Here is a 23,383-nt window from a genome sequence, read left to right as displayed (position 1 = left end):
CCCCGGCTCAGACTGTGGGCAGCGGGATCCGGGCGGCCGAGGTGCCGAGGCCGGTGGGCCGGGGCAGGTCGCGGCCGTGGTGGCGGCGCAGGTCGGCCTCCGGGTAGCGGCGGGAGACGCCGTGCCAGTGCAGGTTGGCGGTCATCAGGTTCCGGAGGTAGCGGACGTGGTCGTCGACGGCCTGCCGGGTGGCACCGTCGAGGCGCAGGTCCGCGCAGAGCACGGGCAGTTCACGGGCCGCCAGGTGCTCGAACTGGTCGAGCCGGGCGGTGACCAGGTCGCCGACGATGCGCGCCGCCTCCGGGTACCCGCAGTCGAGGAAGTGCTGCACGACCAGGGAGGCGTTGTGGAAGTCGCCCTCGAACTCGATCTCCCGCTGGTACGAGAACAGGTCGTTGACCAGGCCGGCGTGGTCGGCGGCCGAGTCCTCCAGCGCCCGCATCGTGCCGCTCGCCAGCACGGCGGCCGGCAGTGCCGGGCGCAGCAGGCCGGGGAGGGCGAGGAAGAAGCCGCTGCCGATGGTCCGGCGGCGGGTCTCCAGGTAGTCGACCGGGTCGGGGACGCGGTGGTGGGCGAGGCCGGCGATCTCGGTGAGCCAGCCGTCCAGCAGCTCGGCGAGCAGGGTCCGGACGGTGTCGCGGTCGGCCGGTGACAGTCGGGCGGTGGCGCGCGGCCAGAACTCGGCGAGGCCGCGTTCCAGCGCGTTCGCGGGTGCCACCGGCCCGACCGGGTCCGGCGCGGTGATGGCCAGCAGGCGTGCGACGGCCGCTTCGGCGCCGGCCTGGTCGCGTCGGTGTCCGTGGGCGGCGGAGAGGTAGTCGTCGCCGTAGCTGCCCCAGGTGACGAAGGTCGCGACCAGGTCGAGCTGTCCGGCGGTGGCCTCCGGGAGGGTGTAGGCGGTGAACCCGCCGAAGTCGTAGTCGTCGAGCCGTTCCCCGGTCCAGAGCGGGCGGCCGCCGAGGAGGGGTTCCGGAGCGAACATGCCCACCCGGCGTGCCCAGTCCACCGTCGTGCGCCGGACCTCGTCCGCGTGCCGGTTGATGCGCGGGGCGCTCGGGAGGCGGAGTTCGGGGACGAGGGAGGGGCCGGTCCGCCGGTGCGGGACGAAGGTGAAGTTCCGGACCCGCTGCGCGCCGGTGGCGGCGACCAGCCGCCGGACGTCCAGCGCCGAGGTGCCGAGGGTGCCCAGCGGGAGGCCCGAACTGCCGTGGCGTCCACCGCCGTTCATGTAGCGGCTGGAGTGCAGGTGCCACTCGTGGCCGCCCGCCTGCCAGTCCTGCAGCCCCTTGACGTATGCCAGCACCCGGGCGGTCTCCTCGGCGGTGAGGCCGTGTTCGGCGAACAGCGGGCCCAGTTCGGTGAGCACGGTGTCCTCGAACTGCTGCATCCGGGAGGTCACCAGGTCGTTGACCCGGTTCGCCGCCTCCTGGGTGGAGACGGCGAGGAAGGTCTCCAGCACCAGGACACCGTTGCTCAGTTCGCCCTCCTCCTCGATCTCGCGCTGGTAGGAGAACAGGTCGTTGCGCAGGTGCACCGCATCGGAGAAGGTGTCCCGGAGCACCCGCAGCGGCCGGGTGTACGCGACCGCGGCCGGGACCTCGGCGCCCGCCGCGTGTTCCACCAGCCCGGCCGACCAGGGCGCGCCGCCCACCTTGCGGCGCATCTCGATGTACTCGACCGGGTTGGGGATCCGACCAATGTCGATGTTCGACAGTTCCCAGATCGACTCGTCGAGCAGGTGCCCGGTGCTCAGGGCGAAGCGTTTCCGCCAGTCCGCCGAGGTGCCCGGGACGGTGCGCCGCCAGAGGTCGGCGAGGCCCGCCTCCACCGGGTTCCGCGGTTCGGGCGTCCCGGCCGAGGGGTCCGGCGGCATGAAGGCGGGCAGCCGGTCGAGGTGGGACCGGGCGCCGACCCGGTCCCGGGCGCGCTTGAAGGTCTCCAGGAAGTGGTCGTCGAAGAAGAACACCCAGACGTGCCAGTCGGTGACCAGGGACAGCTCGACCCCGTCGCAGTCCGGGTAGGTGTACGCGCACAGCAGTGGGTAGTCGTGGGCGTCGAGGTCCCGCTGCTCCCAGATGCCGGAACCCTCCAGCATGCCCATCCCACGGGCCCAGCGGCGGGAGTGCTCGCGCGCCTGTTCCAGGTGGGGATTGCGGCGGGCGGGGTGCGGCAGGTAGAAGGCGGGAAGTTCGAAGGGCTGGGACACAGGGGGTCGCGCTCTCTGCTGGGGACGGCCGGTCCACTGGTCAACGACCGCTCCTCGGGAGCGGTGTGCCCCCGGAGAGTTACTTGACAAGCTCAACCTTTCAGGCCTAGCGTCGTCGCGATTGCTTCAGCAAATGAAACATTGAGCGCACAAGCCGTCGGGCGCGGGCCGCCCGCGCCGCCGCGCCCCCGGAGCACTGGAGACCACCCTCATGACCCCGCAGGACCGCGGCGCCGCCGTCGCCGCCGAGACCGCCCGCTTCGTCGCCGCCGTACGGGACGCCGACCTCACCCTCCCGGTGCCCGACTGCCCGGACTGGACGCTCGCCGACCTCGTCCGGCACGCCGGCAGCGTGCAGCGCTGGTTCACCGTGCTGATCCGCCAGCGGATCCAGGAGCGCCCGCTCAGCCGGGACGTGGACCTGCGGCTGCCCGAGCGGCCCGAGGAGCTCCCGGACTGGCTGGCCGAGGCCGCCGCGCAGGCCGCCGCGGCCTTCGCCGAGGGCGACCTCGACGAGCCGATGTGGGCCTGGGGCGCCGACCAGCACGCCCGGTTCTGGGTCCGCCGGATGCTGTTCGAGACCCTGGTCCACCGCGTCGACGCCGAGCGCGCGCTCGGCCTGGCGGCGGAGATCGACCCGGAGCTCGCCGCCGACGGCGTGGACGAGTTCCTGACCAACCTGCCGTTCGCCGCCTTCTTCGCCCCCGGGACGGCCGAGCTGCGCGGCGAGGACCGCACCATCCGCTTCGCCCGCACCGACGGCGAAGGCGACTGGCTGGTCCGGCTGCGCCCCGACGGCTTCGGCCTCGACCAGGGCGACGGCACCGAGGGCGACACGGCCGCCGACGCCACCGTCCGGGCCACCGCCGCCGAGCTGCTGCTGCTCCTCTACCGGCGGCTCGACCGCACCGCGGCCGGCGTGGAGCTGGCCGGGGACCAGGAGCTGCTGGCGCTCTGGTTCGAGCACTCGGCGTTCTGAGCGCCCGTCCGGCACTTGTCCGGACAAGGAACCGGCCGGACCTTCGCAGGTCCGGCCGGTTCCGTCAGTTCACCCAGGTGATCCAGGGTGCCCGGTTGTCGCGACAAGTGGGCTCAGGCGGTCGCGGCCAGGGTGCCGTCGAAGGTGGCGGCCGCGAGGCCGAAGGAGAGGGTCATCCCGACACCCGAGGTGACCGAGATCGCCCGCACGCCCGGGGCCAGGTCGCGGACCAGCAGCGGGCCGCGCGGGCTGCTGGCGTAGACGCCCTGCCAGCGCTCCAGCACCCGCAGCTCCGGCACGCCCAGCACCCGGGCGACGGCGTCGATCAGCAGCTCGTAGGTGCGCTCGTCGATGAACGGCGGAGTGGTGGCGTCGTAGTGGTGCGAGTCGCCGACCAGCACCGAACCGTCCGGCAGCCGGGTGAACATCACATTGGCGCCGATCCCCAGCAGCTCCGCGCTGTGGCCGAGCACCTCGGTGCGCAGCGGGGCGGCCGACGGCTGGGCGGTGAAGGCGTCGTAGCGGAGCATCGAAGTCGCCGTCAGCACCGCGGAGTTGGTGCGGAACCCGGCCGGGGCCTCGACCCGCGCCATGCTCAGCCGGCAGCGCTCGATCCCGTGGTCCTCGGCGATGTCCGGGAACAGGTAGTCCACGTCGTGGCCGACGCAGACCAGGATCCGGTCACCGTGGACCGGGCCGCGGGTGGTGTGCACGGCGCCGGTCTCGACGCCGGTGACGGCGGTGCCCCACAGCACCCGGCCGCGCGGGTGCTCCGCGACCCAGCGGGCCAGCGCGGGCGCCGCCTCGCGCGGGTTGACCCGCAGGTCGGCGGGCAGCAGCGCGCCGCCCACCAGGTCGCCGGCCGCGTCGAGCGGGCGGCCCAGCGCTTCGGCGGTCTGCGCGGCGGTGCGCAACCGCACGGCGTCGCCGCCGCGTGCGGCGCTCAGCTCCTCCAGGACGGCCGCCTCGGTCGCCGACCGGGCCACCACCAGGGCGCCCGCCTGCTCGGCCCAGAAGCCGGCCGCCTCGGCGGCGCGCAGCCAGCCGGTCCGGGACCGCCGGGCGAGGGCGAGCAGGTCGCCGTCCTGGGCGGTGATGCAGCAGTGGCCGAAGTTGCGGATCGAGGCGCCGACCGGCTCGCGGTCGCGCTCGACCACGGTGACGGACAGTCCGTTGCTGAGGGCCTCGAAGGCGTGGGCCAGGCCGACGATGCCGGCGCCCACGATCACCACGTCACTGGAGACGGAGGACGCGGCGGGGGTGTGTGCGGATGCGGTGCTGCTGCTCATGGGGCCAGCTAAGGGGCTTCCGGCGGCTGGAGTCAAGAGATGTATGTACAAGTTACCATCTGTTCACCCAGGCGACGGCCTTCGGGGACGAACAGATGAACAAGTGAAACCGCAGGTCGCGCGGCCTTGAGAAGTTCCACCCCGGGGTGCCATAGTCAACTTGTGAAGACAAGTGAGGACCTCCCTCTCCACCAACGGCTCGGCGCCGAGTTCCTGCGCCGCATCGAGTCCGGCGAGTGGCCCGAGGGCAAGCCGGTGCCCAGCGAGTCGCAGCTCTGCGCCGAGTTCGGCACCTCCCGCGGCCCGGTCCGCCAGGCCCTGGCCATGCTGCGCACCGCGGGCAGCCTGGTCGGCGGGCGCGGCAAGCCGCCCGTCGCCCGCCGCACCACGCCCTCCCAGCCCTTCGGCACGTTCCTGTCCTTCACCCAGTGGGCCCGCACCATCGGCCGAGAACCCGGGCAGAGCACCGTCGAGGTGGCCCGCCGACGGGCGTCCGCGGAGACGGCGGCCCGACTCGGCCTGGCCGAGGGCGAACCGGTGGTCGAACTCGTCCGGCTGCGGCTGCTGGACGGCGTCCCGGCCATGCTGGAGCGCTCCACCTTCGTCCACGAGGTCGGCCGGATCCTGTTCGACTTCGACCCGGACCACGGCTCGGTCTACCAGGAGCTGCTGCGCCGCGAGGTCGACCTGCACCACGCCCGGCACACCATCGACGCCGTCGCCGCCGGGCCGCAGGACGCCGAACTGCTCCGGGTCGCCGCCGGGGACCCGCTGCTGCGGGTGCGCCGGCTCACCACGTCCAGCCAGGGCGTGCCGCTGGAGGACGCCGACGACCGCTACCTGCCGGCCATGGCCACCTTCACCATCGAGAACACCATCGAAGGCCGAACCGTGATCGGCCGTTACCGCACCGAAGAGGACTGACCACCGTGATCGAGCTCGCCGTCCTGGACATGGCCGGTACCACCATCAACGAGTCCGGCGCCGTCTACCGGGCGCTGCGCACCGCCGTCGAGCGGAACGGGGTGACCGTCGCCGAGGCCGACCTGCAGACCTGGATGGGCACCGACAAGCGCGAGGCCATCGCCGCCCTGGTCCGGATCGGGGGCGGCACCCCGAGCCCGGAGCTGGTCGAGGAGAGCTACGCGGCCTTCGCCGAGTTCCTGCGCGAGGCCTACCGGGCCACGCCGCCGCAGGCCATCGAGGGCGTCGAGGCCGCACTGGCCGAGCTGCGCGCCCGCGGCATCAAGGTCGCGCTGACCACCGGGTTCAGCGACGACGTCGCCTACCCGCTGCTGGAGTCGATCGGCTGGTCCACCGGCGAGGGCGGCAACCTGGACGCCGTGGTCACCTCGGACGAGGTGCCGCGCGGCCGTCCGGCGCCGTACATGATCCACCGGGCGATGGAGAAGACCGGCGTGATCGACACCCGCCGGGTGCTGACCGCCGGTGACACCGTGGTGGACGTCCAGGCCGGCCGCAACGCCGGGGCCGGGGTCGTCGTCGGGGTGCTGACCGGTGAGCTCGGCCGGGCCGACTTCGACGGGCACCCGCAGACCCACGTGCTGTCCGGCGTCACCGAGATCCCCGGCCTCCCCGAGGCCCAGCAGACCGTCTGACCGCTTCCCGCGGCCTCTCCCCGGCCGCGGGACCCGCCGACGCCATCGCCGCCCCCACGGCGATGGCGTCGGCGTTTTCGCGTCCCGGGCCGCCCTCCGGCCACCCCTCCGGGAGGCCATGTCCGCGTCATCGCCCGGACCGGAGCCGTTCACTGCGCGGGAGTGGCTCGGGGCGGCCCGCGCTCCCCAGACTTGTCCAGCCAAGTCGGGAAGCACTTGTCCAGACAAGAGGAGCCCCTCGTGACCCCCGTGTCCCGCCGAACGTTCATGGGATTCGCCGCAGCCGCCGCCGGAGCGACCGCCGGCCTCTCCGCCCTCCCCGAGTCCCTGCAGCAGGCCGTGGCCGCCCCCGCCGCCAGCGGCACCATCAACGACGTCCAGCACGTCGTGATCTTCATGCAGGAGAACCGCGCCTTCGACCACTACTACGGCACGATGAACGGCGTCCGGGGCTTCGGCGACCGCAACGCGATCAACCTGCCCGGCGGCAACCCGGCCTTCTACCAGCCGTACTCGAACTCCGACGGCTACATCCTGCCGTTCCGGATGGACACCACCACGACCAGCGCCACCTGTGCCGACGCCCCGGCGATGAGCTACCCGGTCGACACCGCGATCTGGCACGGCGGCAAGTACGACGCCTGGAACACCGCCCGCACCCCCGGCCTCGGCATGGGCTACTTCGCCCGCCCCGACCTGCCCTTCTACTACGCGCTCGCGGACGCCTTCACCATCTGCGACCACTACTTCTGCTCCACCCTGACCCAGACCAACCCCAACCGGCTGCACCTGTTCACCGGCTCCAACGGCCTCTCGGTCGGCAAGTCGGCCGTCCTCGACAACACCGAGCCCGCGGCCGGCTTCGGCTGGACCACCTACGCGGAGCGGCTGGAGGCCGCCGGGATCAGCTGGAAGGTCTACCAGCAGAGCGACAACTTCGACGACAACGCGCTCGCCTGGTTCGCCAAGTTCAAGAACGCCAAGCCGGGTTCACCGCTGCACGACAAGGGCATGGCCACCGTCCCCGACCTGGTCGCCGCCTTCCGGAAGGACGTCGACGCGGGCACCCTGCCGCAGGTGTCCTGGATCGTCGCGCCGGCCTCGCTCTCCGAGCACGCCAACTACCGGCCCGCCTACGGCGAGGACCTCAGCGCCCGGCTGCTCCAGGTGCTGGCCGCCAACCGGTCCGTCTGGTCGCAGACCGCCTTCATCCTCAACTACGACGAGAACGGCGGCTTCTTCGACCACGTCCCGCCGCCGGTCCCGCCGGCCACCTCCTCCCAGGGCAAGAGCTCGGTCTCCACCGTCGGCGAGGTCTCCGGCGGCCGGGCGATCGGGATGGGACCGCGGGTGCCTCTCATCGTGGTCTCCCCCTGGACCCGCGGCGGCTACGTCAACTCCCAGGTGTTCGACCACACCTCGGTGATCCGCTTCCTGGAGCAGCGGTTCGGCGTCAAGGAGCCCAACATCAGCGCCTGGCGGCGCGCGGTCAGCGGCGACCTGACCTCCGTCTTCGGCTTCTCCGGCCAGGACAGCAGCTGGCCCGCGCTGCCGGACACCAGCGGCTACGTCTCCGGCGCGGACGACCAGTGCGGCAGCCTCCCGGCGCCGAGCGTCCCGGCCGTCCAGTCGATGCCCGTCCAGGAGCCCGGCACCCGCCCGGCCCGCGCGCTGCCCTGGCAGCCCGACGCCAACGGCCGCACCGACTGCGCGGGCGGGACGTTCTGGATCGACATGACCAACACCGGGACGGCGGGCGTCGTCTTCTACGTCTACCCGAACGCCTACCGCACCGACGGCCCGTGGCTGTACACCGTCGGCGCTGGCGCCACCGTCTCCGACTACTGGACGGCCGGCACCCCGACCGGCGCCTACGACCTGTCGCTCTACGGCCCCAACGGGTTCCACCGCCGCTTCGCCGGCAACCGCAGCACCGCCTGCGGCAGCGGCGCGACCCTGGTCGAGGTCGCGTCCGGCTACGACACCGCGAACGCCGCCCTCACCCTGGCGTTCACCAACACCGGCGGCACGGCGGCCACCGTGACCGTCACCGACAACGCCTACGGCACCGGCGGCCCCTGGACGTACAGCGTCCCGGCCGGGACCACCGCCGGCGCCCCGGTGAGCGCCACCTTCGCGACCAGGAGCGGCTGGTACGACCTGACCGTCACCGCGGACACCTCCGACGGCTTCCTGCGCCGCCTGGCCGGCCACCTGGAGACCGGCACGGACAGCATCACCGACCCCGGCCCGGCGTCCTGACCGAGCGCCCCTCGACCGTGCTGGGCGCCGAGTCCGGCGCCTAGCACGGGTCGCCCCGGGAGGCGGAAGGAACACGTCAAAGTCGCCGCGGCGGGCACCCCGCCCGGCGCGTCGTCCGGGTCGACCCGCTAGCCTGGACCGCTCCCCTACCGAGGTTCCCCGAGGAGCACAGCGCCGTGTCCGACAGCTTTGCGCACCTGCACGTCCACACCGAGTACTCGATGCTCGACGGGGCGGCGAAGAACGGCAAGCTGTTCGCCGAGGCGGAGAGACAGGGCATGCCCGCCATCGCGATGAGCGACCACGGCAACATGTTCGGCGCCTACGAGTTCTTCCACGCGGCCGCCAAGACCGGGGTGAAGCCGATCATCGGCATCGAGGCGTACGTGGCGCCCGGGTCGCGCTTCCACAAGAAGCAGGTGTTCTGGTCGCCGGGCGGCCAGCGCCCGAGCAGCAGTGACGGCGAGGGCGGCAAGGACGTCTCCGGCGGCGGCCGCTACACCCACATGACCATGTGGGCGCAGAACGCGACCGGTCTGCGCAACCTCTTCAAGCTCTCCTCGCTCGCGTCGATGGAGGGCTACTACATGAAGCCCCGGATGGACCGCGAGCTGATCGCCGCGAACGCCACCGGGATCATCGCCACCACCGGCTGCCCCTCCGGCGAGGTGCAGACCCGGCTGCGGCTGGGCCAGTACGACGAGGCGGTCAAGGCGGCCGGCGCCTACCAGGACATCTTCGGCAAGGAGAACTACTTCCTGGAGCTGATGGACCACGGCCTCTCCATCGAGAAGGACGTCCGCGACGACCTGCTGCGCCTGGCCAAGGACCTCAACATCCCGCTGCTGGCCACCAACGACTCGCACTACGTGACCGCCGACCAGGCGGACGCCCACGACAGCCTGCTCTGCGTCGGCGTGGGCAAGAACAAGGACGACCCGAACCGGTTCAAGTTCCAGGGCACCGGCTACTACGTGAAGACCGCCGAGGAGATGCGCGAGCTCTTCCGCGAGCTGCCGGAGGCCTGCGACAACACCCTGGCGATCGCCGAGCGGATCGAGTCGTACGAGGAGGTCTTCACCTACGTCGACCGGATGCCCCAGTTCGACGTGCCCGAGGGCGAGACCCAGGCGTCCTTCCTGCGCAAGAAGATCGAGATCGGGCTCCAGCACCGGTACGGCGACAGCCCGAGCCAGGAGGTGCTGGACCGGATCGAGCTGGAGATGGGCGTCATCACCCCGATGGGGTTCGACGCCTACTTCCTCGTGGTCGCCGACATCTGCCAGTACGGCCGGGACAACGGCATCCCGGTCGGCCCCGGCCGTGGCTCGGCGGCGGGCTCGATGGTCGCCTACCTGACCGGGATCACCCAGCTGGACCCGCTGGAGCACGACCTGCTGTTCGAGCGCTTCCTCAACCCCGAGCGCATCAACCCCCCGGACGTCGACATCGACTTCGACGACCGCCAGCGCGACCAGATGGTCCGCTACGTGACCGAGAAGTACGGCGCCGCGTACACCGCCCAGGTGAACACCTTCGGCACCATCAAGGCCAAGGCCGCCGTGAAGGACGCCAACCGCATCCTCGGCTACCCGTTCTCGATGGGCGACCGGATCACCAAGGCGATGCCGCCGGACGTCATGGGCAAGGGCGTGCCGCTGGCCGACCTGTTCGACGAGAAGCACTCCCGGTACAACGAGGGCACCGAGATCCGGGCGCTGTACCAGAACGAGCCCGACGTCAAGAAGATCATCGACACCGGCCGGGGCATCGAGGGCCTGATCCGCGGCACCGGCGTGCACGCGGCCGCGGTCATCCTCTCCTCGACCCCGCTGCTCGACCTGATCCCGCTGCACATGCGGGACAAGGACGGCGTGATCATCACCGGCTTCGACTACCCGTCGTGCGAAGCCATGGGCCTGATCAAGATGGACTTCCTGGGTCTGCGGAACCTGGGCATCATCGACCACTGCATCAAGATCGTGAAGGCCAACCGGGGCGTCGACGTCGACATCGAGAAGATCCCGATCGACGACCCCACCACCTACCAGCTGCTGGCCCGGGGCGACACCCTGGGCGTGTTCCAGCTCGACGGCGGGCCCATGCGCGCCCTGCTCAAGCTGATGAAGCCCACCGAGTTCGCCGACATCTCCGCCGTCTCGGCGCTGTACCGGCCCGGCCCGATGGGCATGAACTCGCACACCAACTACGCCCTGCGCAAGAACGCCCAGCAGGAGATCATCCCGATCCACCCCGAGCTGGAGGAGCCGCTCAAGGACGTCCTCGGCCCGACCTACGGTCTGATCGTCTACCAGGAGCAGGTGCAGCGAGCCGCCCAGGTGTTGGCCGGCTACTCGCTCGGCCAGGCAGACCTGCTGCGCCGCGCGATGGGCAAGAAGAAGAAGGAGGTGCTGGAGAAGGAGTTCGTGCCCTTCCACGCGGGCTGCAAGGAGCGCGGCTACTCCGACGAGGCGATCCAGGCGGTGTGGGACGTCCTGGTCCCGTTCGCCGGCTACGCGTTCAACAAGTCGCACTCCGCCGCGTACGGCCTGGTCTCGTACCAGACCGCCTACCTGAAGGCCAACTACCCGGCCGAGTACATGGCCGCGCTGCTCACGTCCGTCGCCGACGACAAGGACAAGATGGCGGTCTACCTGGCCGAGTGCCGGCAGATGGGCATCAAGATCCTCTCCCCCGACGTCAACGAGTCGGTGGTCGACTTCACCGCCGTCGGCAGCGACGTCCGGTTCGGCCTCAAGGCGGTGCGCAACGTCGGTGTGCCGGTGATCGAGTCGCTGGTGCGCACCCGCGAGGAGAACGGCAAGTACACCTCCTTCGCCGACTTCCTGGACAAGGTCGAGCTGGTGGTCTGCAACAAGCGCACCGTCGACTCGCTGGTCAAGGCGGGCGCCTTCGACTCGCTCGGCCACTCCCGGCTGTCGCTCAGCAGCGTGCACGAGAGCGCCATCGACGCCGTCACCGGGGTGAAGAAGCAGCAGGCCATCGGCCAGGACGACCTGTTCGGCGCCCTCGACGGCGGCGACGGCTCGCCGACCATCGGGCTGGACTTCCAGCTCACCGACAACGAGTGGCCCCGGCGCCAACTCCTCGCCCTGGAACGCGAGATGCTCGGCCTGTACGTCTCCAGCCACCCGCTGGACGGCGCCGAGCACATCCTCTCCCAGAACCGCGACACCTCGATCGCCGAACTCCTCGGCTCCGGCCGCTCGGAGGGCGAGGTCCGGCTCTCCGGGCTGATCACCGGCGTGGACCGGCGGATCAACAAGGCGGGCAACGCCTGGGCGATCATCACCCTGTCCGACCGGGACGGCTCGGTCGAGGTGCTGTTCTTCCCGGCCACCTACAACCTGATGGCCGACCAGATGATCGAGGACAACGTGATCTCGGTCCGCGGTCGGCTCAACGAGCGCGACGGCTCGCTGAGCATCTTCGGCCAGGAGATCACCACCCTCGACGTCTCCTCCGCCGAGCTGGGCACCAAGCCGCCGGTCCAGATCACCGTGCCGGTGCACCGGATCACCCCCCAGCTGGTCTCCGAGCTCAAGCTCGCCCTGGAGGCCCACCCCGGCGACGTCCCGATCCGGCTGCTCACCACCAACTGGGACAAGAACACCCTGTACGAGCTGGGCTTCCGGGTGAACCCCGACAACGGGCTCGCCTCGGACGTCAAGACCCTGCTGGGCAACCGCGCCTGGGCGGGCGCGGCGGTCCGCTCGGCCGGCGGCGACCCGGGCGCCGGCCGCTAGGCCCCGTCCGGCCTTCGAACTCCCGTCCGCGGAAGCGGGGCGGGGCGCGATGGCGCCCCGCCCCGCTTTTCCGTGTGTGCGCCCCGTTTCCGTGTGGGCGTCAGCATTAGATGAAAACGGATATCATTATGGTGCGGGCAGTGGATCGCGCCGGTTCGTTGCCAATTCATATGGACATGACAGACATTGGCAATCGAACGGGGAGTGCGCATGCGCACGGACACTGCGGGAGTCGGAATGCCGGTCGACGAGACCCTGGCCGGAGCCTGGGTGGAACGCTGGGAGCGCCAGCAGGAGCAGTACGCGGTCGAACGCGAGGAGCGGTTCACCGTCATCGTCGACGTACTGGAACAGGTCGTCGGCCACCACGAACGGCCGCTGATCGCCGACCTCGGCAGCGGCCCCGGCTCGCTGTCCGCCCGCGTCGCGGACCGGCTGCCGCACGCCGAGGTCCTCGCCGTCGACATCGACCCGCTGCTGCTCGCCCTCGGCCGGGCCGGCCACCCCCGGGTCACCCGCTGGGTGGAGACCATGATCGGCCGCCCGGGCTGGATCGCGGACCTCGGGCTGGACCGCCCGCTGGACGCCGTGATCTCCTCCACCGCGCTGCACTACCCGCCGCCGGAGGCGCTGCTCGGGATCTACCGCGACCTGGCGGGCGCGCTGCGCCCCGGCGCCGTCCTGGTCAACGGCGACCACCTGATCCCCGAGGAGCCCTCGCTCGCCGAACTCGCGCTCGCCATCGGCCGGCGCCGCTCCCAGCGCCGGGGCCTCGCCGACACCGAGGACTGGGCGCAGTGGTGGGACGCCGCCCGGCTGATCCCCGAGTTCGCCGAACTGCTGGCCGCCCGGGAGCGCCAACTGCCGCCGACCGAGGGCGACAGCAACGGGCTGTCGGCCACCCAGCACGCCGAACTGCTGCGGATGGCGGGCTTCCGCCAGGCCGGGTCGGTGTGGCAGTACGGCGCCAGCTCCGTCCTGGTGGCGCTGCGCTGAGCGTCCCGCCCCCGGACCCCTCCCTGACCACCCTCGGAGATCCAACTCCCTTTTGTCACAAGTGGATTGATTGCTTTCGGATTGGCACAGTCTTTGCGATGGTGTGACAGAAAATCCTGTTGATCCAATGTGAAAACAGTTACCGTTTCCCTCGGTCGGCGACGCCCACCGAAGTGAGATCGGCGCGCCGCCCGGCCCCACGCCGACCTCCGACGGGAGCAGCTCACCGATGCGGCCCTCACCGCTCTATCTGGAACCACGGCTGGAACCCCGACTCCGATCCCTCCTGGAGACACCCGACTTCCTGCACCCCCTCGTCGACGCGCTCGGGTCACCGCTCAACCTGCTCCTGCCCGAACAGCTCGCCGACAACCTGGCCCGCTTCCGGTCCGTCTTCCGCAAGCACCACCTCACCGGCCGGATCTACTTCGCCCACAAGGCGAACCGCTCCAGCGCGCTGGTCCGCCGGCTCGCCGCCACCGACGCCGGACTGGACGCCGGCCTCGACGTCGGCTCGCTCGCCGAACTCCAGCACGCCCTCGGGGCCGGCTGGACGCCCGAGCGGATCATCGCCACCGGCCCCAAGAGCCGCGAGTTCCTCTGGCTGGCCGCCCGCACCGGCGCCACCGTCCACCTGGACTCCCGGGCCGAACTCGACGACCTGGCCGACCTGGTGCGCAAGCACGCCCTCCCCCGGGTGCCCGTCATGCCCCGGCTGTCCGGCTTCCGCGCACCCGGCGTCACCGTGCTCACCCGGCCGAGCCGGTTCGGCTCCCCGGTCGGCGAACTCGACCACCTGCTGGACGCCCTCGCCCGCCACCGGGACGCCGTCGAACTCACCGGCGTGGCCTACCACCTGGACACCACCGGGATCGCCGAGAAGGCCGTCGCCCTGGACACCTGCCTCCGGGTGATGGACGACTGCCACCGGCGCGGACTGCGCCCCCGCACCATCGACATCGGCGGCGGCTTCGGGGTCGACTACCTCGCCCACGCCGCCCAGTGGGAGCAGTACACCACCGAGCTGACCAACGCCGTCCTCGGCCGGCGGCCCGCGCTCACCTGGCAGGACCACGGCTACGGGCTGCGCAACGAGTCCGGCACCCTGCGCGGCACGCTCGGCCTCTACCCCGCGCACCGCCCGGTGGCCGCCGAGGCCTACCTCGACGAACTGCTCTCCCAGCCCGCGCCCACCCTCGGCCGCCCGCTCGCCACCCTGCTGCTGGAGAACATGTACGAGCTGGCCGTCGAACCCGGCCGGGCCCTGGTGGACCAGTGCGGAGCCACCCTCGCCCGGGTCCTGGAGGTCCGGCACACCCCGGACGGCGACCACCTGGTGCGGCTGGAACTGAACGCCCGGGACGCCGCCCTGGAGGACCACGGGGTGCTGATGGACCCGGTGCTGGTCCCCCGCCCGGGCGCCCCGGCCGGCGCCGCCGAGCCCGTCGGCGTCTACCTGCTCGGCAACCTCTGCCTGGAGGCCGACCTGATCACCCGTCGACTGGTCTTCCTGCCCCGCCTGCCCGCCCCCGGCGACCTGCTCGCCTTCGCCAACACGGCGGGCTATCTGATGGACTTCAACGCCGGCGGGCCGATCCAGCAGCCCGTCGCCCGCAAGGTCGCCGCCTACCGGCAGGACGGCGCCTGGCACTGGCGCCTCGACGAGCAGTACTGGCCCCTGGACACCACCGGGGCCACGAACCACCAGGGGGAGAGCCGCGGATGAGGTACGACAGCATCACCGACGCGATCGGCGAGACCCCGCTGCTGCGGATCGACCCGGCCGTGACCGGCCTGCGCACCATCGACCTGTACGCCAAGCTCGAACTGCTCAACCCCTTCGGCTCGGTCAAGGACCGCGCCGCCTGGAACATGACCCGCGAGGCCCTCGCCGCCGCCGTCGAGCGGGGCGACACCGTGGTGGAACTGTCCAGCGGCAACACCGCCAAGGCGCTGGCACTGATCGCGGGCATGCACGGACTGCCGTTCCGCAGCGTCACCAACCGGATGAAGGTCCCCGAGATCAAGGACCTGTTGCTGCTGCTCGGCGCCGAGATCGAGGAACTGCCCGGCCGGGCCGAGTGCCTCGACCCGACCGACACCGACGACCCGCTCACCCGGATCCACCGGATGCTCTCCGAGGCCGAGTCCGGCTACCTGCACACCGACCAGTACTACAGCCGGCTCAACGTCCAGGCGCACCTGACCGGCACCGGGCCGGAGATCGTCCGCGACCTGGACGGCCGGGCCCCCGACTTCTTCATCGCCTGTGTGGGCACCGCCGGTTCGTCCACCGGCGTGGCCACCGTGCTGCGCGCCCACAACCCCGCGGTCGAGGTGGTCGGGCTGGTCGCCCACAAGTCCGACTTCATCCCGGGCATCCGCACCATCGACGAGGTGCACGAGGTCGGGCTGTTCGACCCCGGCACCTACGACAGCATCGAGTCGGTGACCGCCGACCAGGCCATCGACGGGATGCTCACCCTGGTCCGCCGCTGCGGCCTGCTCGCCGGGCCCACCGGCGGCGGCGCCTACTACGGCGCGCTGCGCCACCTGCGCGCCCTGGACGAGCAGCCGGGCGGGGCGACCGGGCGCCGGACCGCCGTGTTCATCGTCTGCGACCGGGTGGAGAGCTACCTCGGCTACATCCGCGACCGGCGGCCGGAGCTGTTCAACCAGCCCGCGCGGCCCAACTCGGTGGGCACCCTGACCCCGGCCGAGCTCGCCGCCGCCCGGGTCGTCGACGTGGACGCCGCCCGCAAGTGGATCGCCGAGGACCACCCGCTGGTGGTCGACCTGCGCGGCCCGTTCGCCTACTCCGCGCTGCACATCGAGGGCTCGATCAACATCGTCGACGAGCTGTTCGACGAACTCCTGCACGGCGGCCTGCCGTTCGGCACCCGGCAGCCCGTGCTGCTGGCCTGTCCGATCGGCGAGAAGTCGGTCCAGTACGCCGCCCTGCTCACCCGGATGGGCCACCGGGACGTCCGCAGCCTCGCGGGCGGCATCATCGGCTGGCGCGACGCGGGCGCGCCGCTGGTCCGGGACTGAGCGGGGGCCACCATGGAGACCTTCGAGGAACTCGACTCCTGGCACCGCGAGTTGCGGGCCCAGTTCCCCATCGTCACGGCCGACCCGTCCCAGGTCTACCTGGACAGCGCGGCCACCGCGCAGAAGCCGCGGGCCGTGCTCGACACCGTCCAGCGGTACCTGACCACCGCCAACGCCAACGCCGGCCGCGGCACCTACACCTGGGCCAACGCCACCACCGCCCTGGTCGAACGCACCCGCACCCGGGTCGCCGCGTTCCTGGGCGACCCCGACCCCGGGCGGCCCTCCGCCGTCCACTTCACCAGCGGCACCACCGAGGGGCTGCGCACCGTCGCCCGGGACTGGCTGACCGAACTCCTCCGGGACGGCGACGAGATCATCGTGCCGTTCGCCGACCACCAGGCCAACGCCCTGCCCTGGCTGGAGGCCCAACGGCTGCTGGCGGAGCGGGGCGTGCGCGTCCGGGTCCGCGAACTGCCCTACGACCCGGCCTCGCACGACTACGACCACCGGGCCCTGCCGCAACTCGTCACCGAGCGCACGGCGTTCGTCGCCGCCACCCACGTCCACCACGTCTACGGCGGGGACATGAACGTCCACCGGATCCGGGCCGCCGTCGGCCCGTCCGTCCCGATCTGCCTGGACGCGGCCCAGAGCGTCGGCCACCTGCCGGTGGACGTCGGCGCCCTCGACGTCGACTTCGTGGTCTTCTCCGGCCACAAGGCGATGGCCCTGCCCGGCACCGGCGCCGTCTGGGCCCGCAACACCCGGGGCCCCGCCTTCCGCCCCGGCGGCTGGAGCGGCACCCCCAACACCTGTGGGATCGCCAGCCTGGAGGCCGCCCTCGACTGGCTGGACGCGGCCGGCCCGGACCGCATCCAGCGCTGGACCGGTGCCCTGGCCACCCGGCTCACCGACGGTCTGCGCGGCTGCGACGCCTACCAGGTCCTCGGGTGCCAGCAGAGCCTGGCCGCCGACTCACCGGTCCAGCGGCGGGAGGGCATCGTCACCCTCCGGCACCGCGCGATCCCCTCCAACGACCTGGGCTTCGTCCTCGCCAGCCACGGCCTGATGGTCCGCGCCGACGGCCACTGCCAGGCCCGGGCCGGCGAGTCCGACAGCTCGGTCCGGGTGAGCCTGCACGTCTACAACTCCCCCGAGGAGATCGACCGGCTGCTCGCCGTCCTGCTCACGCTGTGAACGGGCCGGCCCCGGCTCGGCGCTGCTGCCGAACCGGGGCCGTCGCCGCGGGGATCAGCCGTCGTTCTCGGCGGAGGGGATGTAGGCGCCGGGGACGTCGTTCGGGGCCTGGACGGTGGACTCACCCGGGTACGGGGCGCTCCAGTTGTGGGTCTGGTACCAGGTGAGGTGGTTCATCTGGGCCGGGTTGGCGCGGTCGGGGGCGGCGTCCGGGCCGGTCAGGTGCTGCTTGGCCTTCCAGGCGTCCCACTGGGCGGCGATGCTCCGCTCGGCGGCCGGCGGATCGGTGGTGACGGGCGCCGCGGCCGCGCTGCGGTCCTGGGCGCCGGGGACGTCCGAGCCGCAGGAGGGCTGGGTCTTCAGACCGTCGGTCAGCGAGGTGCGGTTGGGCACCGCGTCGAACGGGGTGAAGTCCGGCTTGTCGGTGAAGGCCGTGGCCATCGGGGTGGCCGCGCTGTCCTTCTGGTTCATCGGGTGGATCCCGAGGATCTGCTCGATGGTGCGGACCATGGTGATCTGGGAGTAGTAGCGGCTGTCGACCTTCCCGTGCTGCGCCCAGGGGCTGATCACCTGGATCGGGGCGCGGTGGCCGTCCACGTGGTCCAGGCCGGCCTGGGAGTCGTCCTCGACCACGAAGATCGCGGTGTCCTTCCAGTACTCGCTGTGCGAGATCTCCTGGACGATCCTCCCCACCGCCAGGTCGTTGTCCGCGACCTGGGCGGCCGGGCTGGCCGGGCCACCGGTGTGGTCACTGGACAGCCACAGCATGTTGAGGTTGGCCGGGCCGTTCTGCTCGAAGTCCTGCTTCCAGATCTGGTACCGGTACTGGTCCGGCACGTCCAGGTCGAACTTCGGGAAGCCGGGCACCGAGGCGTCGTTGAGCGAGGGGATCGGCGAGGAGGAGTTGAGCGGGTACGCGGTGTCGTCCCCGGTCGCCTCCATGTTCTTGGCGTCGCAGTAGAGGTTCTGCCAGTTCGCGCCGTCGGGCTTGGTCAGGAACTGGTGGAACTCGCCGAAGTCGCGCACGTCCTGGCCGACCGCCTGGGCGCCGGTCCACAGGAAGCCCGAGCGCTGGTGGCCGAGGGCGTCGTCCTCGGTGTCGTAGCTGCGCTCGTACTCGCCCGCCGAGGACTCGGTGTACTCCGGGTTGTCCGCCTGCATCAGCCAGTTGTGGCCCTCGGCGGAGTTGGTGCCGATGTCGTAGGTGTTGTCGTAGAGCCCGAACTGCCTGGCCAGCGCCTGCTGGTTGGGCGTCACATTGGCGCCGAACTGGGCCAGCTTCGGGTCGCCGTTGCCCTTGCCGATGTCGCCGAAGAGCTGGTCGTAGGTCCGGTTCTCCTTGACGATCAGGAAGACGTGCTTGATCGTCGACGGGTCGCCGATCCGGCTCGGCACCGGGACCGCCTTCGCCTTGTGGCGGTCGGCGGTCTGCACCGCGCCCTTGGTCCAGCCGTTCTGCTTGAAGACCTTGTCGGTCTGCGAGCGGATCTCCCTGTCACCGGGCAGGGTGAACCGGGTCACGCTGGAGGTGGTGTCGTGGGTGTTGTGGGCGCCGGTGGAGTTGGGCCGCCGGGCGTCGATGCCACGGGTGTTGGAGACGACCACCTGGTTGCCGACGGTGGTGACCTCCGCCGGGAAGTAGTCGGTGGGCAGCAGGCCGACGTAGCTCACCGGCTCCTGGGCGCCGCTGAAGCGGTAGACCGCGATCGCGTTGGCCCGGCCGAGGGTGACCAGCAGCCGGCCGTCGTCGGTGAGGGTCACGGCGGTGGGCTCGTAGCCGACCGAGGCCTCCGGCCACGGCCGGGTGGAGATCCGCTGCACCACCACGTCCCGGCCGGCGTCGATCACGGACACCTGGTCGGAGGAGGTGTCCGCGACGAAGACCGTGCCGTTCTTGGCGTACACCGAGGTCGGGTGCAGGCCGACGTCGATGCTCCCGACGGCCGCGGCCGGGTCGGAGAGGTCGATCACGCTGACGGTGCCCGAGGTGGCGGCACCGGTGTCCGGGTCGGCCGGCACCTGGGTGCCGTAGGAGTTCAGGGTGTCGTCGTCGGGGGTGGCGGCGCGGCCGCCCTCGTTGCCGACGTACAGCTTGTGACCGACCAGGGCGATGCCGCGCGGCGCGGTGCCCGTGGTCCAGCTCTGCCCGAGCCTGCCGGTCGCCGCGTCGATCGCGACCACCCGGTTCTGCCCGTTGACCGCCGCGTAGACCGTCGAGCCGTCGGCGGAGAACACCGCGCCGGAGGCCAGCGCGTGCTTGGCGCCGTCGGCCGGGATGGCGACCGTCACCGGGTCGGCCAGCGAGCCGTCGGGGTTCACGGTGAACCTGGTGTAGCCATCGAGCTGGCCCAGCCAGAGCTGCTTGCCGTCCGGCGAGTAGACCGGGGCCTCCTGGCCGACCGAGCCGTCCGCCAGGTGCACATCGGCGTTCTTGGCCTTGCCGGCACGCTGCTGCACCTTGCCGGTCTTCAGGTCCACGACGACCAGCGAGGCGTCGCCGTCGGCCACCGAGGCGGCCAGGTGGCTGCCGTCCGGGCTGACCCGGGAGCCCATGATCTTGCCGTTGTCGATGACCAGCCGGTCGCCGTACGGGGCGAGGTACTGGTCGCTGGATATCACCTGGCCGTCGGCGGTGACCTGGCCGACCTGCTGGGTGCCGAACTGCTGGGTGCTCGCGAAAGCGGTGCCGGTGGCCACGGCCACGGCCGTGATGCACGCCGTGGCCAGGGTGGCCCGGCGGCTCGTGCGCCGGCCGAGCACGACGAGGTGCTCGTTCCGGGCGCGTCGACGACGCGTTACCTGCATGGCGTCAGCCCTTCCTGGGGATCGATTGCCTGCTGGGGTCGGTGCGTTGGGAGCGTTCGGAGGGGGTGGCGCCGCTCGGTCCGTCGAGTCGGTCCGTCGAGTCAGTCCGTCGAGGCGGAGAGCAGGTCGATCTGGCCGTCGAACTGCCAGAGCGGGTTGGGCGCGTCCCCGGTCGGGGTGTGCACCAGGAAGTAGCCGTTCACTTCCTTCGGCCCGTCGCCGTCGGCCATCACCCGGCCGTCCGAGGCGACGTCCAGCTGGTAGATCGCCGTCCCCGGGGCGGCCGTGCCGGGCAGGTGCCAGGTGACCACGCAGCGCCAGTCGTTGCCCGGCCCCTCCGGGTCGACCTGGCCGTCGCCCCGGTTGCAGTCCGCCGTGACCCGCAGGTCGGCCTCGGTGACGGCGGGGCGGTGCAGCTGCTCGGTCTGCAGTCGGTAGAGGTGGGCGAACACGGTGGCGACCGAGTGCTGCACCTTGGCCTGCGAGATCCCCGAGCCGGTGGACGGCGCGGCCACCGCGACCGCCCCGGAGGTCAGCGCGAGCAGCCCGGCCAGCGGCAGCACCGCGTGGGTCAGCGCACGGCGCTTCTCGCCGTCCTCGCTGCCGTTGGTGAAGTCCCGCCGGACGAACAGCCGGTAGGCCGCGAGGGTCGCCACCACCGCCCACACCAGGCTCACCGTCACGGAGATCAGCAGCTCCGGCAGCCGGTTGGGGTCGGCGAACAGACCGTTCCAGGAGAAAAAGGCGTAGCCGGGCAGCGCGAGGCGCAGCGGTACGGGCAGCGGCAGCATCTGGGCGAGCTGCATCGCGACCGCGGACAGCGCGGGGACCAGCAGCCCCATCGGGGAGCGGCCGAGGACGACCGAGCCGAGCAGTCCGAGCGCGGCCAGCGCCAGGGTGGGGGCCAGGGCGGCCGTCCAGGCCAGCAGGACGGCGGTGGCCGCGTCCGAGGGGGCCAGCTGGTGCCCGTCGACGCCGACCAGCGGCTGGTTGCCGACGGCCGCGAGGCCGCCCGCGATGCCGGAGGCGACCAGTCCGACCACCAGCAGGACGATCACGGTCGCGCTCGCCAGGGTCTTCGAGAGGAAGATCCGCCGCGGCGAGCGGACCGCCACCAGCAGGTGCCGCCAGGTGCCGAGCCGGTCCTCGGCGGCGAACACGTCGCCCGCGACCACGGAGGTCAGCAGCGGCAGCGCCCAGGAGCCGGAGAAGCCCAGTACCACCAGCGGACCGGCCCAGCCGGTGGCGTGCATCCAGCGGCCGAACAGGGTGTCCGAGGGCAGCGTCCCCTGCTGGGCGACGGCGGCGACGAACAGCCCGGGCAGCACCCAACAGGCCAGCACCAGCAGCCGGATCCGCCACTGCGAGACGAGTTTGACCAGTTCGAAGCGGTACACCCGGCCGACCGGGACCCGTCGTTCCTCGGCCGCGGCGGCGGCTCCGGCCACCGCGTCGCCGGCTGCGATCGTGCTCATCGCCCGTCCTCCTGCTGCTCGGTCAGGGCGAGGTAGGCGGCCTCCAGCGGCGACACCACGGGGGCCACCTCGCGCACCCGGACGCCCTCCTGCACCAATCCGGCCACCAGCTGCTCGACGGCGGGCCCGGCGGCGCGCACCACCAGCGCCTCCGTCCCGCGCCACGCCCCGGCGCCGTCCACCACCCGGACGCCCGCGGTCGCCCCGGCCACCCGGCGCGCGGCCGGCGGATCGGAGGTCAGCAGGCGGTGGTCCAACTCGCGGGCCCCGGCCGCAAGTTCGCCCAGCGGGCCGGAGAACCGGACCCGCCCGGTCGCCAGGATCGTCACCTCGGCGCAGAGCGACTCCAGGTCGTCCATCCGGTGGCTGGACAGCACGACGGTGACGCCGGAGTCGGCGAGTCGGCGCAGCGCCCGGTGGACGTGGAGCTTGCCCGCCGGGTCGAGGCCGTTGGACGGCTCGTCGAGCACCAGCAGCTCCGGCTCGGTGAGCAGGGCGGCGGCCAGGCCCAGGCGCTGGCGCATGCCCAGCGAGAAGCCGCGCACCCGGTCGTCGGCGACGTCCGTCAGCCCGACCTCGGCCAGCACCTCGTCGATCCGGTCGGACCCGGTGTCCTGTCCGCGCAGGGCGGCCAGGGCGGAAAGGTTCCTGCGCGCGGTCAGCGTGGGGTACAGGCCGGGACCGTCGACGAATCCGGCCACTCCGCGCGGCGCCGCCAGTGCCCGTCCGACCGGTCTGCCCAGCACCTCCAGCTCGCCGCCGTCGGCGACGGCCAGGCCGAGCAGCAGCCCGAGCAGTGTGGTCTTCCCGGCGCCGTTCGGGCCGGCCAGCCCGTGGATCCGGCCGGGGACCAGCTCCAGTCCGACCCCGTCGAGCGCCACCACGTCGCCGAAGCACTTCGTCAATCCGCTTGCCCGTACGGCAGGTTGGGTGTCTTCCATGGCTCCTTCTCGCAGTCCACGAGGGAAGGTAGGGGCTTGACGGGGTGGAGTCAGGAGCCCGCGGTTGAACACCGGTGGAACATCGGACGGTCTGATCTTCGACAGTGCTCCGGCGGTTGAGCGTCGATCTCCATAACCTTTCAATACGGTTATGACGTGGTCGAGCTCACATTGCCGATCGTCCGTCACTTTTCCCTTTTACTGGGGCAAACCCCCTGACATGAGAGGCGATTAGCCATGGGGCTCCTTGACGGCCCCCGGGAACCCGCCAATACTCATCACCAGTTAGACCGGTGACGCCGACAGCGGCTCACCGAACGGACATCCAGACGGACACTCATCAGGAGGCACAGCCATGGCAGTCAGCTACACCGGAACGGTCATCGTGACGGGCGAGGGCCGCAACGGCGGGCACGTCGCCTCCAGCGACGGCAACCTGACCACCTCGCTCGCCATCCCCGCGGAGCTGGGCGGCGCCGGTGGGGCCACCAACCCGGAGCAGCTCCTCGCGGCCGGCTGGGGCGCCTGCTTCCTGGGCGCCGTCCGCCGCGCCGCCGCCGAGCGCGGGGTCCGGCTCGGCAGCACCTCGATCGCGGTCGAGACGACGCTGACCCACGGCGACGACGGGGAGTTCGGCCTCAGCGCCGCGCTCCACCTCGAACTGGGCGGGGTGGACCAGGAGACGGCCACCGAGCTGGGCGAGGCGGCGCACCGGATCTGCCCGTACTCCAAGGCGACCCGGGGCAACATCCCGGTGACGGTCAAGGCCACCGCACTGCTCGGCTGAGGCCGG

15 protein-coding genes are annotated in these 23,383 nt (G+C 71.8%); 10 read left to right on the top strand and 5 right to left on the bottom strand.

The genetic code is table 11. The features are described from left to right. Positions 1 to 7 precede the first annotated feature (7 nt). A complete protein-coding gene (locus tag ACIP4P_RS01975; RefSeq protein ID WP_400913734.1) occupies positions 8 to 2,206 on the bottom strand; it encodes a germacradienol/geosmin synthase in 2,199 nt (732 codons plus the stop codon). A 211-nt stretch (positions 2,207 to 2,417) separates the two neighbouring features. On the opposite strand from ACIP4P_RS01975, the gene ACIP4P_RS01970 reads away from it, so the two are divergent. Beyond that, positions 2,418 to 3,185, top strand: a complete 768-nt coding sequence (locus ACIP4P_RS01970) for a maleylpyruvate isomerase family mycothiol-dependent enzyme (protein WP_400913733.1) — start codon at positions 2,418 to 2,420, stop codon at positions 3,183 to 3,185. A gap of 113 nt (positions 3,186 to 3,298) precedes the next feature. Here ACIP4P_RS01970 and ACIP4P_RS01965 read toward each other — a convergent pair whose 3' ends face one another. Beyond that, complete coding sequence (locus ACIP4P_RS01965; protein WP_400913731.1) at positions 3,299 to 4,474, bottom strand: TIGR03364 family FAD-dependent oxidoreductase; 1,176 nt, start codon at positions 4,472 to 4,474, stop codon at positions 3,299 to 3,301. A gap of 162 nt (positions 4,475 to 4,636) precedes the next feature. On the opposite strand from ACIP4P_RS01965, the gene ACIP4P_RS01960 reads away from it, so the two are divergent. From ACIP4P_RS01960 to ACIP4P_RS01925, 8 genes are all read left to right on the top strand, one after another. Beyond that, positions 4,637 to 5,398: a GntR family transcriptional regulator gene (locus ACIP4P_RS01960; protein ID WP_400913729.1), complete on the top strand. Its 762-nt coding sequence runs from the start codon at positions 4,637 to 4,639 to the stop codon at positions 5,396 to 5,398. Positions 5,399 to 5,403: 5 nt separating this feature from the next. Continuing rightward, entirely contained in the window at positions 5,404 to 6,093 is a 690-nt protein-coding gene (locus ACIP4P_RS01955) for a phosphonatase-like hydrolase (RefSeq protein WP_400913727.1), read from the top strand. A 240-nt stretch (positions 6,094 to 6,333) separates the two neighbouring features. Further along, entirely contained in the window at positions 6,334 to 8,355 is a 2,022-nt protein-coding gene (locus ACIP4P_RS01950) for a phosphocholine-specific phospholipase C (RefSeq protein ID WP_400913726.1), read from the top strand. 176 nt (positions 8,356 to 8,531) lie between these two features. Next, positions 8,532 to 12,122, top strand: coding sequence for a DNA polymerase III subunit alpha (gene dnaE, locus ACIP4P_RS01945; protein ID WP_400913724.1), 3,591 nt, complete (start codon positions 8,532 to 8,534; stop codon positions 12,120 to 12,122). Positions 12,123 to 12,332: 210 nt separating this feature from the next. Then, positions 12,333 to 13,118 (top strand): class I SAM-dependent methyltransferase, encoded by a 786-nt coding sequence (locus tag ACIP4P_RS01940; protein ID WP_400913722.1) that lies wholly within the window; start codon positions 12,333 to 12,335, stop codon positions 13,116 to 13,118. A gap of 229 nt (positions 13,119 to 13,347) precedes the next feature. Beyond that, positions 13,348 to 14,844, top strand: coding sequence for a Y4yA family PLP-dependent enzyme (locus tag ACIP4P_RS01935; protein WP_400913720.1), 1,497 nt, complete (start codon positions 13,348 to 13,350; stop codon positions 14,842 to 14,844). After that, positions 14,841 to 16,169 (top strand): pyridoxal-phosphate dependent enzyme, encoded by a 1,329-nt coding sequence (locus tag ACIP4P_RS01930; RefSeq protein WP_400913719.1) that lies wholly within the window; start codon positions 14,841 to 14,843, stop codon positions 16,167 to 16,169. Before ACIP4P_RS01935 ends, ACIP4P_RS01930 begins: the two co-directional genes overlap by 4 nt. 12 nt (positions 16,170 to 16,181) lie before the next feature. Next, positions 16,182 to 17,369 carry an aminotransferase class V-fold PLP-dependent enzyme gene (locus ACIP4P_RS01925; protein WP_400913717.1) on the top strand — a complete coding sequence of 396 codons (1,188 nt, stop codon included), beginning with the start codon at positions 16,182 to 16,184 and terminating at the stop codon, positions 17,367 to 17,369. A 54-nt stretch (positions 17,370 to 17,423) separates the two neighbouring features. On the opposite strand, the gene ACIP4P_RS01920 is transcribed toward ACIP4P_RS01925, so the two are convergent. The 3 genes from ACIP4P_RS01920 to ACIP4P_RS01910 form a co-directional block, all read right to left on the bottom strand. Next, positions 17,424 to 20,174 carry an alkaline phosphatase family protein gene (locus ACIP4P_RS01920; protein WP_400913715.1) on the bottom strand — a complete coding sequence of 917 codons (2,751 nt, stop codon included), beginning with the start codon at positions 20,172 to 20,174 and terminating at the stop codon, positions 17,424 to 17,426. A 101-nt stretch (positions 20,175 to 20,275) separates the two neighbouring features. After that, positions 20,276 to 21,649 carry an ABC transporter permease gene (locus tag ACIP4P_RS01915; protein WP_400913714.1) on the bottom strand — a complete coding sequence of 458 codons (1,374 nt, stop codon included), beginning with the start codon at positions 21,647 to 21,649 and terminating at the stop codon, positions 20,276 to 20,278. Next, entirely contained in the window at positions 21,646 to 22,590 is a 945-nt protein-coding gene (locus ACIP4P_RS01910) for an ABC transporter ATP-binding protein (protein WP_400913712.1), read from the bottom strand. The genes ACIP4P_RS01915 and ACIP4P_RS01910 overlap by 4 nt, the downstream gene beginning before the upstream one ends. Before the next feature lie 355 nt (positions 22,591 to 22,945). Between ACIP4P_RS01910 and ACIP4P_RS01905 the strand changes: the two genes are divergently transcribed. Then, entirely contained in the window at positions 22,946 to 23,377 is a 432-nt protein-coding gene (locus ACIP4P_RS01905) for an Ohr family peroxiredoxin (protein WP_350510853.1), read from the top strand. The last annotated feature ends 6 nt before the right edge of the window (positions 23,378 to 23,383 follow it).

The sequence above is a fragment of the Kitasatospora sp. NPDC089509 genome, from assembly GCF_044749365.1.
Taxonomy (GTDB): Bacteria; Actinomycetota; Actinomycetes; order Streptomycetales; family Streptomycetaceae; genus Kitasatospora.
This window is presented reverse-complemented; position numbering and strand designations above follow the sequence as displayed.